The organism is Paracoccus sp. FO-3 (assembly GCF_006386455.1).
Lineage (GTDB): Bacteria > Pseudomonadota > Alphaproteobacteria > Rhodobacterales > Rhodobacteraceae > Paracoccus > Paracoccus versutus.
In genome coordinates this window covers 1-11891 of the sequence record NZ_VCBQ01000125.1, presented here as the reverse complement: position 1 = coordinate 11891, position 11891 = coordinate 1, and the positions used below count along the sequence as shown (strand labels likewise).

The window sequence follows — 11891 nt, the reverse complement described above, 5'->3', positions numbered from 1 at the left end:
ACCTAAGGACGCCGAATAGAGAAGGACCCATTGATTTCTGCGAGGCTGCGTGATTCACGGTTCGAAAAACGAGCGGTGAACATGTCTGATCTCTTCTGGTTGACCGACGCCCAGATGGCGCGTCTTGAGCCCTATTTTCCGAAGTCCCACGGCAAACCCCGCGTCGATGATCGGCGTGTCTTGAGCGGGATTATCTTCATCAATCGCAATGGGTTGCGTTGGCGCGATGCGCCTGCGGAATACGGCCCCCACAAGACGCTCTACAACCGATGGAAGCGGTGGAGCGACAAGGGCATCTTTGCGCAGATGATGGCTGGCCTGGCAGCCGATCACGGCGAGGAAAAGACGGTCATGATCGACGCGACTTATCTCAAAGCCCACCGAACCGCGACCAGCATGGCCGCGAAAAAGGGGGGCGTGGACGCCTGATTGGCCGAACGAAGGGCGGCATGAACACCAAGCTGCACGCCGTCTGTGACAGTCAGGGACGCCCACTCAATCTTTTCGTCACCGCCGGGCAGGTCAGCGACTACATCGGCGCACGGGCTTTGCTGGGTAGCTTGCCAAACGTGGAATGGCTGCTCGGGGACCGGGGCTATGACGCCGACTGGTTCAGAGACGCGTTGAAAGACAAAGGGATACGCACCTGCATCCCCGGCCGAAAGCAGCGCAAGACGCCCGTGAAATACGACAAGCGACGCTACAAACGGCGCAATCGCATCGAGATCATGTTCGGCAGGCTCAAGGATTGGCGACGTGTGGCGACCCGATACGACAGATGCCCAAAGGTCTTCCTCTCCGCCATCGCACTCGCGGCGCTCGTCATTTATTGGCTATGACTCCTTAGCCGAGCGTGATCATCGCGCGTCCGAGAACGCTCTGGCTTTGAAGGTCGAGAAACCGCACTTCGTATTGTCCCGGCTCGTCCGGGAGCTTGATTACCGTTTCGGTTTCGTCGCCCACGTGATGGACTGTAATCCAGGTAAAGTCGGGCGCATCAGCTCGTGCCAGCGCCACGCGCCGGTCGGCATCGCCAGCTTCGATTGTCCACGAAACTGTAACGATATCGCCCGGCCTTGCTGTACCAGGAACCATAAGCCCGGCACCCTCGTCTATCGGCGCATCCGCCGCCAGCACCTCGAGCGGTCGCCGGGCCATGACCCGATCGCCGCGGTCCAAATGGTAGCGGATTTCATAGGCACCAGGCTCCGCGGGTGCAGTGAACGTGGCCTGATCTTCGTCCTGAATACGGCGATAGCCACTTTGCTCGCCGTCCGGTGTGCCGCCGGGAACGATGGCTATGTAGTCGCGCGGATGTATGGCACCGGTCCAGGATAGCGTGATCTCGGCGCCGGCCCGCGCCCTGTCCGGTCCGTCAAGCGAAACATTACCATCCATCACCTCGACCGGGGTGCGGGCGAGCACGCGATCCCCCGCGTCCAATTGCAGGCGCACCTCATAGAGGCCAGGCTCGGCAGGCGCGCGAAGCTCGCCTTCGCTCCGATCTTGCATGCGATCGTAGTCGGCATAGGTGCCGTCCGCCGAGCCGGCGGGAACGATCGTGATGTAGTCGCGCGGGTGCAGGCCCTCACCCTGCCAGGTGACCGGGAACGCCGAACCGACAACGACCTGGGCCGACGCGGAAACCGTGACCTCTGCATCGACCACCTCGACCGGGGTGCGGGCGAGCACGCGGTCCCCCGCGTCCAATTGCAGGCGCACCTCGTAGAGGCCGGGCTCGGCAGGCGCGCGAAGCTCGCCCTCGCTCCGACCTTGCATGCGATCGTAATCGGCATAGGTGCCGTCCGCCGAGCCGGCGGGAACGATCGTCACGTAGTCGCGCGGGTGCAGGCCCTCACCCTGCCAGGTGACCGGGAAAGCCGACCCGACAACGACCTGAGCCGGCGCGGAGACAGCAACCTCGGCATCGACCACCTCGACCGGGGTGCGGGCGAGCACGCGGTCCCCCACGTCCAATTGCAGGCGCACTTCGTAGAGGCCAGGCTCGGCAGGCGCCCGCAGCTCGCCCTCGCTCCGACCTTGCATGCGATCGTAGTCGGCATAGGTGCCGTCCGCCGAACCGGCGGGAACGATTGTCACGTAGTCGCGCGGGTGCAGGCCCTCGCCCTGCCAGGTGACCGGGAATGCCGACCCGACAACGACCTGGGCGGGTGCGGAGACCGTGACGTCGGCATCAACCACCTCGACCGGGGTGCGGGCGAGCACGCGGTCCCCCGCGTCCAATTGCAGACGCACTTCGTAGAGACCGGGCTCGGCAGGTGCACGAAGCTCGCCTTCGGTACGGTTCTCCAGCCGGTCATAGTCCGCATAGGCTCCGTCTTCGGCGTCGGCGGGGACAATTGTCACATAATCACGCGGAGCCAGACCCTCACCTTCCCAGCTCACCGTAAACGCGGAGCCAACCAAGGTTTGTGCAGGGCCGAAGACCTGGGCGGTGGGCTGTTGCGACGTGATGGGCGGGAAAATGGCGTGGACATTGCGCGCGCTGTCCAACGCCAAACTGGCCTCGGTCTGCGAGAAGTCGTCCTGCGCCGTCGAATGGACCGTCACGATATAGTCGCCGAACGGCAGATCCGTGATGAAGGGGTTCGCGGTGCCGGTCTGCACCATGTTGAACGAAGTATCCGATATCTCCCAGATCACCTCGCCGGACAGAAGCGGAAGCTCCAGTGGCGCTGCTGGCCGCTCCCAGATGGTCTCGTCGCCGATCTCCTCGCCTCCGAGATTTGCGGTGAAGGTGAAACTCCCTGAGGCCGGCGCGGCAGTGACCTCGCGCAAGGCTTGGTTGAGTTCCTGGGCATTGTCGGCAGTCAGGAAGCGGCCGCCGGTTTCCTCGGCGATGCATTGCATCTGCAACAGGGCGTCGGCTTCGCCCCGCACATCGAAGCCAATGACATGGGCGGTAAAATCTACGCCCGCTTCTTCCAATGCGCGGGCGGCGGCGCAGGGATCAGGATTGCAGGTCTCGATCCCATCGGAAACCAGGATCACCGTCGCCGCCTGTTCGGTGTGGCGCAACGCCTGAGCCGCGGTGACGACGGCATCGGTCATCGGGGTCATGCCCCGCGGGTTCAACCCTTCAACGATGCCGGCGATCTCTGCCGCAGTGCCGGGCGCGGGTTCGACCAAGGTTTCGATATCCGCGCATTGCCCGCGCTCGCGATGGCCATAGGTGACGAAACCGAGATTCTGATCGGCGGGGAAATCCGACACAATGTCCCCGACGACATCGCGCGCGATGGTGATTTTGTTTATCCCATCGATCTGCCCCCACATCGACCCCGAGGCGTCCAAAACAAGGATCGTGCTGGGGCGCTCCTGGGCAAGCGCCGCCGGCGCAAGGGCGGATGTCAGGGCGATAAGCCCGGCGGTCACAAGAGATCTCATGCGGCTTCTCCATCGCGCGCTGTCCCGAAGCGGGCACCGGCGCGCTCTTTCAGCTTGCGGAAATGTGAGGACATCTGCTCCAGCCGCGCATCCCACTCAGGGTCGGGCTCCTGGCCATCGGTGATCCTGAAATAGACCTGCATCAGGCAGGTGACGGCGAAGGGCTCGAGAAAGGCAGCCTTGACGCTCCAGGCGAACAGCAACGCGAAAACGAAGCCGCCCGCCGACCAGGCGCCGGGCATGACGTAGACCAGTGCCGCTGCCGGGGCGAGCATCACGAGGAAGATCAGGAAGGCGAGACCATAGGTGAAGAGCGTCAGCCAGGCGGCGTTCCGGAGCATCGCCTTCCAGTTCTGGCCATATAGCACCAGCGCCTCGCGTGCGGATCCCCAGGGATCGGTCGAGCGGGTGCGGATGGCATGGGCGAGGATCACCTCATCGATGAAGCCCACCGCCACGCGCAGGAAGGCCTGCACAATGCCCATCAACTGCCGGACATAGGGGATCGGCAGGATGGACAATACACCGCGCACAAGGCCGATGACGGCGCGAATGACTCCCTTGACCAGTTGGTCCAGCGCGAAGAGCAGTGAGGCCTGGCCGAAGCGCCCCTTCACCACGGCCGTTGCATGGGCGATCTGGCCGCGTCCTTCCGGCAGGGGCTTGCCGTCAATCAGTTCGACAAGAACCGCGACATGGCCTGCCTTGACGATGTAGAGAATGTATTCCCGAAGCCAGTACATTACAGCGCCGGTCAGGCCAAAGCCGGCAATGCCGCCCCAAGCCATCGCGGTCGCGCGGAACTCGTCATCCCCGAAGGCGCCAACGCCCCAGCCGACCCCGATACCGGCGCCGGTGGCCAGAATATAGGCCAGTGTGATTCCGAAATAGACGGCGGCACGCAGGAGCACGAAAGGCAATGTTCGGCCCAACAGTCCGAGAGCTTGTCCGATATTGAAATCCCACATGGCTCCGGTTCCTTTTGGGGCAATCAGCTTGAAGGTTGAGATGCGGGGGCAGTCTGTTCGCCCCCGAAATGGCGTCGCAGCCAGGCATTGATGTCATTGGCGACCTGCCCAGGTCCATCGCCCGATACGCCCCAACGTGACAACGGAACCCGTGTTGCCGGGCGGGTGTTGCGAAAAACCAGAACCACCTTCGAGGTGCTGCGGTCCTCTCGCGAGGTATGGCTGCGGTCAAGTTCGGCACTGTCGAGCGCCTCGAGCGGATAGTCCCGCTGACGCGTGCCGAGGCGCGATGTCCGGATGATGCTGACCAGCCCCGACCCTGCGTCCAACCTGAGCCGTGTGCGCTCGGACAGGGCGATATATCCCGCGAGAAAGGCCCCGTTCAGCCCGACCAGCAGCACCAGCGCGGTCAGGATTTCTCCCCCGATCAGATTGGCCAGCCCGATCAGGGTGATCGGCAGGACAGGCAGCATGACGAACCACAGGATAAAGCGCGGTATCGCCAGTTCCAGTTCCAGTCGTTCGGGCGTATTCGTCTCAATACTCATGACGGGTTTCCCTTTCCCTGGCGGGAAAGCCAGCCATTGACGACGCCCGTCAGATGCGCCACCTCTTCGGGATCCGGGCGGAACATGGGCACTATGATCTCGCGCCGCTCTGGTCCCGATCCGCAAATCAGCACCAGCCGGGTCTCATCGTTTCCTGCCGCCGTGCCATAGTGCGCGATGCTTTCCAGCTTGTGCAGGTCCGAGAGTGCGAATGTCTCTTCACGCCGCCCGCGCAATGTGGTCACACGCAGCCGGACAAGACCGGCATGCCTGTCCAGGCTCAGTTGAGTCAGCTGCACCAACTCGTGCATGTAGAGCCAACCGATCAGGCCCACCACGGCAAGCACGATGATCCCCGTTCCGGTCGCACCATCCCCGATGGCTGCCAGGCCCGCCGCGATCGCCACCAATATCACCGCCGCAGCAATCACCGCCCGCCGGACCGGACGATTCTCGATCTCCAGCACGCTGTCGGAGATTTGCGTCACGCGCAGCGGATCAGCCAGAAACTCGGCCAGTGTCATGGGCCTGCACCCAACGACGTGTCGATCCGCCCCTCGACGTCGCGACAGTCGTCCGGGGCATCCCGGCGGCATAGGGTTGCCGCAAAGCTGGCCTGGATGCGGCCTTCATCCTCAAGATCCAGCAGGTCGATCGACATCTGCGGCGGCTCTTCCTCGCTTTCCCAGACCGCGCCCGCCATCGCCCCGCGATCGGGCCGCATGTCGATGGTCAGACCGGCGGGCGGCGTATCTCCGGAAGGCTTGCCGTGAAAGATCAGGCCGATAGAAATGCTGCCGTCACCAAGTGCATGCAGTTCGATCATGGTCAGCGGGCCGATATCGGTGATCTGCACCATCGCCGAGCCATCATCCTGACGCATCACCTGCCAGTTCAGTTCTTCACCGTCCAAGTTTGCCCCGATCTCGCCGATGGCGTCCAATGCACCAGCGGGGGTTGCGATTCCGAGGGCCAGGACAAGCGGGACAAGCACCTTCATTGGCATTCCTATCGGCTGATCAGCTGTTCGCGGACGCCCCGCGCCGAATTGCGTTTTGTTCCCATCGCCTCATTGGCCGAGAAGAAACTGATGATCCCGTCCGAGCGCCGCGCACCGGTGCCGAATTGCCATTCGAATTGCGGCGCCGAGGCAATCTGGCAATCCTGAACCAACGCCCATTCCCAAGGCTCCGCGCCGGGCTCGGAACCCGTTGAAGTCAACATATAAAACTGCGGGTCCATTGCCTCGCCACGCACAAAGTCAAAGCGCAGCGGCTTGTTGCCACCTCGAACCGGCACCAGTTCGGTCTGAATGCCGTCCGAACCCAGATACAATCGGTTGCGGTTCCGATCATAAATGATCTCGAAGGTGCTCTCCTGAACGCCTATTGCCACACTCGTTCCGATGGCGGCTTCGGTCCACGTTCCCGCGATCAGCGGACCAATCTGTCGCAGGTCAAAATTACCGGCGCGATGGACGTCCGCGTGGCAGACCGGGTTGGACGGTTCACCGGCCAGTGCTGAGGTTGCCGTAGCGATCAGCAGCAGGGCCGCAGTTCGGGCAAAGGCGGGTCCAGCCATCTCAGTCAAGCTCTTCAAGCCGGGTGTCGAAGCTGAAGGTGACGGGCCGGGTTTCGGATGAGGGGCCGCCACTGACTTGCCCGGTGAGCGTGCCCTTCAAGGCGACAATCCCGTCGCCCGGCGTGAATTCCTCCAGGGTCAGTGTCAGGCTGTCCTGATCGCCGGTCCAATTCCGTCCCATGTCGCGCGCAAAGATGATCGTCAGCGCCATTTCGCCGGGCGCGGGCAATTCGCCATTGATCGTCAGTTCCAGATTGACCGGCCCCTGATCGCCCTCCATCTGTGAGGCAAGCAAGGAGGCATCGGCATAGTTGCCGATGATCGTCGCGCCGGACAATTCGGGGGCAACAGTCAGCTCCAGCGGCTGATCGCCAAAACTGCCGGTAACCAGCCCTCCAGGCTCGTCGGCCAGCGCCGGCAGCGCCAGAAGACAGGCCAGAACAGGTATGCCCGCTCTTCGCATGGTCGAGAAGATGGTCAAGCGTAGATCCTCCTACTGTTTGATTCCGAGTTTAGTTCTGCTCAAGACTGGCCGCCCCGTTCGTTTGAACGGGGAACATGTAGTCTCCTGTGATAGAGTTCAGTCCGGAACCTGGTTTTCATTTTGGGTTGTGGTGATGAGCTTGCGGTATCACATCGTTCAGACCGCGTTGATGACGGCACTTGTGTTCATGGCCGTACCAGCGGCTGCCGAGGACGTCCTGCTGACCCTGACCGGCGCGGTCACGGACGGCAGAGTGGAGATGACGCGCGCGGATTTCGATACGATGGACTGGCATGAGTTTTCGACATCGACCAGCGTCACAGATGGCAGGCCGGAGTTCCGCGGTGTGCTGATGCGAGACGTCCTCGCCCATGCCGGAGCCGAGGGAAGTAGTGTGCGCGCGACAGCGTTGAACGACTATGTCGTCGATATACCTGTCGAGGATTTTCACCGGTTTGATGTTCTAGCCGCGCTTTACATGGATGACGTGCCTCTGACCCCGCGTGACAAGGGTCCAGTCTGGATCGTCTATCCGCGCGACAATCACGGCGTTCTGGCCGATATACGGTATGACATGCGATGGGTCTGGCAGCTTGTCGCGCTGCATGTGCAATGACCGGCACAGGCGGGCGGGCCCGCTATCTGTGGCTTGGTGGGCTGGTGGCGATCTGCCTGGGCCTGTTGGCGCTGGCTGCGTGGCAGCTTGTGGTGCTGGAACGCCAGATGCGCATTGCCGCAACCGAGAACATGATCTGGGTCTTTGGCCAGACGCAGATCGAGGCCTTGAACCTTGCGCTGGCGCTCTCGGATGAGGCAGCGCCACAACAGATCCAGACCCGTTTTGATATATTGGTTTCGCGGCTGACGCAGTTGGAAGATGGGCCGCAACGTCGCTTTCTCGAGAATGCGGGAGTGTCCGAAACACTTGCACGCTGGCGCAGTGGGCTTCTGGCGCTTGACCCCGCGCAAGGTGCCGATCCGGCCGCGCTGCGGGCACATGTCACGGCGCTGGTCGCTGCACTAAGGACCAAGGCGAGTCTGGTGATGTCCCATGAATGGCAGAGTCAGGCCACGCGCCTGGACAGCCTGAGGCACCTGCATTTGCTTGCGCTGATGTCAGTGCTGGGGGCTGCTGTAGCGGGATTGGGGCTGGTGGCAATCCTGATCGATCGTGAGAGGCGGCTGATGAGCGGACAGCTGGACCACCTGCGGGCTGAGAAGCTCGCCAGCGATCTGGAACGCGAACGCGAAACCTCCGAGAACCACCGCCGGTTCGCCGACCTGATTGCCCATCAGTTCCGCACGCCGCTAGCCGTAATCGACAGCGCGATGCACCGCCTGACGCGGCGCAGCGGCGGCCCGGTTCCACCAGAACTGATCTCGGAAAAGGCGGCGGTGTCCCGTGAGGCGGTCGCGCGGCTCGTGAAGTTGACAGATACCGCATTGATGATGTCCCGGCTGGAACGCGATGCGGTTCTTCCTAGCCTGCGCGCCCATGACCTAAACGATCTTGTATCTTCAGTCATTGATGACCTGATGGCGACGGCGTGGGACCGCGACCCGGCCCGTATTCGGCAGTCGGTGCAAACAGAACCAACTGTCGCGCTGTGCGATCCGATGCTGACCGCCGAAATCCTGTCCAACCTCCTGCGCAATGCGCTCTTGTATTCTCCGCCCGATTGCCGCGTCGATGTGAGTGTTTTTCAGTCGCGGGACTGCATCGTCTGTCGGATCGAGGACAGAGGGAGGGGTATGTCGCCCGAAGAGATTGAGTGTGCTTTTGACAGGTTCTACCGAGGCAGCGGGCACGAGACTTTGCCCGGCTCGGGATTGGGGCTGACGCTTGCGCGCGATCTGGCGCGAATACAGGGAGGAGACGTGACCTTGACGCAGCGTGACGGGGGAGGCCTGACAGCCGCGCTTTACCTGCCGAAGGATGACGTCGCATGACCGCGCCACTGATCCTGTGTGTCGAGGATGAACCATCCCTGCGCGACGACATCGCCTTCGAACTGCACGAGGCCGGTTACATCGTGAGCGCCGCCGGAGATGCGCGCGAGGCGCTGGCCTGTCTGGAAAGGCAGCGCCCCGATCTGATCCTCTGTGACATCCTGATGCCCGGCATGGACGGCAAGAGGTTCATGTCCCATTTGCGCCGGACGAGACCCGATCTTGATGACGTGCCCTTTGTCTTTCTGACTGCCCTGTCCTCGCGCCAGCAGGTAATCGATGGGCGCATGGCGGGGGCCGACGATTATGTGACCAAGCCCATTGATTACGACCTGCTTCGTGCCACCGTTGAAGCGCGCCTGAACCGGATGCAAAGGTTGCGCGCAATGCCGGGAGATCGATCTGGCCTGGCCGCCCTCGACCGCCTGGCTCTTGGCGTGGTGCTGCTCGATGCCAATGGCGGCGTGGTCCATGCCAATCCTCTGGCCCAAAGCTTGTCGGGCGCGGCCGGAATCTCGCTGAGTGGGCGTTTTGCCGCCAGCGGCGAAAATGGCCGGAAGCTGTCCGCGTTGATCGCAGGGTTGGCCCCGGGTAAAGGGATGGCGCCGACGGGGTTGCGCTTGGACGATGGGTGCCAGCTCATGATTATCGGGATGTCGCTGCCAGCGCACTCGCACCATGATGAGGCGGTCGCCATGCTGATACTGAGCGGCACAGACAGCAAACCTCCTATGGACACTGCGACGCTTGGCCAGTTGTTCGGCCTGACGCCGATGGAAGCCCAGGTCGCGTGTTTGTTGGCAGAAGGGCTGCGCCGCAGCCAGATTGCAGACCGGTTGGCGATCTCGGGCACGACCGTCGCATTCCATCTGCGAAACATCTTCTCCAAGACCGGCGTGCAAAGGCAGGCGGAACTGGTGGCGTTGATTCTGTCAGTACCACTGGCGCAGCCGGTGACCTGAGTGAAGCGGCGCATTGAATATCTGACATAGCGATCAAGACCGTTCCGCAACGAACACGAAGGACTTGTAGTCAGTATGTTCTCATATGTTCTCGTCGCTTCATTCGAACGCTTCAAACCCGATGATGGCTACAATGATAGCCGGTGAGTTGCCGGAAGCTGCGCCGGAGACACCGGTGGATGTCTGGATGTGGACCTTCTTTAAGTCCATCCGCACGGTCCGTGATATATCCTTCGATGCTGCTGCCAAATTGATGCGTGTGGATTGCCGGGAACGGACCTTGCAATCGCAAAGAGTGGAATTGTTCCTCGAGGATCGTCAGGTGGCCGGAGAGTGTCAGGTCTTCTGTGTATGGGTGATTGGGTCCATGCTTCCTGAGAGGAGCAAGGACGATGACGATTTCCGACGAACTGCTGGACGAGCTGCTGAAGGGCTGCAAGCGGCCTGAGGATCTGCTTGGCGATGCAGGGCTGATGAAGGAGCTGAAGATCCGGCTGATGGAACGGATGCTCGGTGCGGAACTGACCGCGCATCTGGGCTATGAGGTCGGAGCTGAGCCGCCAGCCGAACAGGCCAACCGCCGGAACGGGAGCGCGACGAAGCGGGTGAAGGGCTCTGACGGCGAGGTGCCGCTTTCGGTGCCGCGCGACCGGGAGGGCAGCTTCGAGCCGGAATTGGTGAAGAAGGGCCAGACCCGGATCGATGGCGTCGACGACAAGATCATCGGGCTCTATGCCGCCGGTTTGTCAGTGCGCGACATCCAGGCTCATCTGGAGGATCTTTACGGCCTGCGGGTCTCGCCCGACCTGATCAGCCGCGTCACCGATGCCGTGCTGGACGAGGTCCGGGAATGACAGCATCGGGCGCTGGACCGGATGTATCCGATCGTCATTTTCGACGCTTTGCGCGTGAAGATCCGCGACGCCGACAGTCGGATGGTCAAAAACAAGGCCGTTTACATCGCCTTGGGCGTCACCCGGGATGGCGAACGCGAGGTTCTGGGCCTGTGGATCGCCGACAACGAAGGCGCCAAGTTCTGGCTGTCGGGGATGAACGAGCTGCGCAACAGGGGAGTCCAGGACATCCTGATCGCCGTCGTGGACGGGCTGAAGGGCTTCCCCGAGGCGATCACCGCGGCCTTCCCCGAGACCATGGTCCAGACCTGCATCGTTCACCTGATCCGGCATTCCATGAACTTCTGCAGCTGGAAGGACCGCAAGGCGGTGGCCGCCGATCTGCGCCCGATCTACGAAGCCCCGACCGCCGAGGAGGCTGCCCGCCAGTTGGAGGCATTCGAAGAAAAATGGGCTGGGAAATACCCCTCCATCGCCCCGGCCTGGCGTCGGGCATGGGCCGAGGTCACGCCGTTCTATGCCTTCAGCGCGGCGATCCGGAAGATCATCTATACGACCAACGCAGTGGAATCGCTGAACCGGGTGCTGCGGAAAACGCTGAAAACCAAGGGCTCCTTCCCGACCGAGGAAGCTGCCACGAAGCTGATCTTCCTGGCCATCCGCAACTTCGAGAAGGGCGGCCGCGCCGTCCGGGAATGGGTTGCGGCCCGCAATCAGCTGGCCATAATGTTCGCCGGGCGCTTCGACGCCTGAACGTATCTGAAAACCGCATGGGCCCGCTCAGATACACAGAGTTCCTGACACTCCCGGTGGCCGGCGAAACGGGCGCCGAGCCGATAGAAACGCCGGAGGCCGGCACGTTCCATTATTTTGTAATGATGGATATTTGCGTCCCTTCGCAGCGTGTTGCCCTGGATGCACCGTTTCCAGACCATCGCACCGCTCGCGCTGCTTTGAATAGCCAGTGATCCAATACCACGCCTGCCGCTGTTCCCTGGGACGTCCTGGCCGTGATTACCGCGCGGACGGGTCGCGGATTGAACTGAAGCAGGCCATCACGGCGTCTCTGTTGGTCCGTAATTTTCGAATGGCGGCGCTCAATTCCCCGCCCTGAGAATGGCGGTGCGAAATTAGTC

Annotated in this window: 12 protein-coding genes and 1 pseudogene; 6 read left to right on the top strand and 7 right to left on the bottom strand. The window is 62.2% G+C overall.

Going from position 1 to position 11891, the window contains the following annotated elements:
• The first annotated feature begins 81 nt into the window (after positions 1–81).
• Positions 82–839 (top strand): IS5 family transposase gene (locus tag FE811_RS23130; RefSeq protein ID WP_114669055.1). Its coding sequence is split into 2 segments (ribosomal slippage): positions 82–406 and positions 406–839, totalling 759 coding nucleotides; the frame shifts between segments, so codons are not numbered across the junction.
• Between the two features lie 4 nt (positions 840–843).
• Here FE811_RS23130 and FE811_RS23125 read toward each other — a convergent pair.
• From FE811_RS23125 to FE811_RS23095, 7 genes are read right to left on the bottom strand one after another with little or no spacing between them, the layout of a single operon-like run.
• Positions 844–3408, bottom strand: coding sequence for a VWA domain-containing protein (locus tag FE811_RS23125; RefSeq protein ID WP_140848950.1), 2565 nt, complete (start codon positions 3406–3408; stop codon positions 844–846).
• Positions 3405–4376 carry a hypothetical protein gene (locus tag FE811_RS23120; RefSeq protein ID WP_072463935.1) on the bottom strand — a complete coding sequence of 324 codons (972 nt, stop codon included), beginning with the start codon at positions 4374–4376 and terminating at the stop codon, positions 3405–3407. Before FE811_RS23120 ends, FE811_RS23125 begins: the two co-directional genes overlap by 4 nt.
• A gap of 23 nt (positions 4377–4399) precedes the next feature.
• Positions 4400–4924, bottom strand: coding sequence for a hypothetical protein (locus FE811_RS23115; protein ID WP_011749579.1), 525 nt, complete (start codon positions 4922–4924; stop codon positions 4400–4402).
• On the bottom strand, positions 4921–5448 hold the full coding sequence (locus tag FE811_RS23110) for a hypothetical protein (protein ID WP_011749578.1): 528 nt from the start codon (positions 5446–5448) through the stop codon (positions 4921–4923). The genes FE811_RS23115 and FE811_RS23110 overlap by 4 nt, the downstream gene beginning before the upstream one ends.
• Positions 5445–5924 (bottom strand): hypothetical protein, encoded by a 480-nt coding sequence (locus FE811_RS23105; RefSeq protein ID WP_011749577.1) that lies wholly within the window; start codon positions 5922–5924, stop codon positions 5445–5447. Before FE811_RS23105 ends, FE811_RS23110 begins: the two co-directional genes overlap by 4 nt.
• 8 nt (positions 5925–5932) lie before the next feature.
• Positions 5933–6505, bottom strand: coding sequence for a hypothetical protein (locus FE811_RS23100; RefSeq protein ID WP_011749576.1), 573 nt, complete (start codon positions 6503–6505; stop codon positions 5933–5935).
• Position 6506: 1 nt separating this feature from the next.
• Positions 6507–6986: a hypothetical protein gene (locus tag FE811_RS23095; RefSeq protein ID WP_072463934.1), complete on the bottom strand. Its 480-nt coding sequence runs from the start codon at positions 6984–6986 to the stop codon at positions 6507–6509.
• Positions 6987–7122: 136 nt separating this feature from the next.
• Between FE811_RS23095 and FE811_RS23090 the strand changes: the two genes are divergently transcribed.
• The 5 genes and pseudogenes from FE811_RS23090 (at position 7123) to FE811_RS23075 (ending at position 11508) form a co-directional block, all read left to right on the top strand.
• Entirely contained in the window at positions 7123–7605 is a 483-nt protein-coding gene (locus FE811_RS23090) for a molybdopterin-dependent oxidoreductase (RefSeq protein WP_083539298.1), read from the top strand.
• Positions 7602–8939, top strand: coding sequence for a sensor histidine kinase KdpD (locus tag FE811_RS23085; RefSeq protein WP_072463933.1), 1338 nt, complete (start codon positions 7602–7604; stop codon positions 8937–8939). The genes FE811_RS23090 and FE811_RS23085 overlap by 4 nt, the downstream gene beginning before the upstream one ends.
• Positions 8936–9901, top strand: a complete 966-nt coding sequence (locus tag FE811_RS23080; RefSeq protein ID WP_072463932.1) for a response regulator — start codon at positions 8936–8938, stop codon at positions 9899–9901. Before FE811_RS23085 ends, FE811_RS23080 begins: the two co-directional genes overlap by 4 nt.
• A gap of 85 nt (positions 9902–9986) precedes the next feature.
• Entirely contained in the window at positions 9987–10349 is a 363-nt protein-coding gene (locus FE811_RS27650; RefSeq protein WP_181180938.1) for a hypothetical protein, read from the top strand.
• A pseudogene (locus tag FE811_RS23075) lies at positions 10294–11508 on the top strand (IS256 family transposase). The gene FE811_RS27650 and the pseudogene FE811_RS23075 overlap by 56 nt, the downstream one beginning before the upstream one ends.
• The last annotated feature ends 383 nt before the right edge of the window (positions 11509–11891 follow it).

Bases quoted from the DNA above. Each gene is read 5' to 3' on its own strand.
- FE811_RS27650 (WP_181180938.1), top strand. From the start codon at position 9,987: ATGTTCTCGTCGCTTCATTCGAACGCTTCAAACCCGATGATGGCTACA.
- FE811_RS23100 (WP_011749576.1), bottom strand. From the start codon at position 6,505: ATGGCTGGACCCGCCTTTGCCCGAACTGCGGCCCTGCTGCTGATCGCT.
- FE811_RS23115 (WP_011749579.1), bottom strand. From the start codon at position 4,924: ATGAGTATTGAGACGAATACGCCCGAACGACTGGAACTGGAACTGGCG.
- FE811_RS23120 (WP_072463935.1), bottom strand. From the start codon at position 4,376: ATGTGGGATTTCAATATCGGACAAGCTCTCGGACTGTTGGGCCGAACA.
- FE811_RS23125 (WP_140848950.1), bottom strand. From the start codon at position 3,408: ATGAGATCTCTTGTGACCGCCGGGCTTATCGCCCTGACATCCGCCCTT.
- FE811_RS23085 (WP_072463933.1), top strand. From the start codon at position 7,602: ATGACCGGCACAGGCGGGCGGGCCCGCTATCTGTGGCTTGGTGGGCTG.
- FE811_RS23080 (WP_072463932.1), top strand. From the start codon at position 8,936: ATGACCGCGCCACTGATCCTGTGTGTCGAGGATGAACCATCCCTGCGC.
- FE811_RS23090 (WP_083539298.1), top strand. From the start codon at position 7,123: ATGAGCTTGCGGTATCACATCGTTCAGACCGCGTTGATGACGGCACTT.
- FE811_RS23110 (WP_011749578.1), bottom strand. From the start codon at position 5,448: ATGACACTGGCCGAGTTTCTGGCTGATCCGCTGCGCGTGACGCAAATC.
- FE811_RS23105 (WP_011749577.1), bottom strand. From the start codon at position 5,924: ATGAAGGTGCTTGTCCCGCTTGTCCTGGCCCTCGGAATCGCAACCCCC.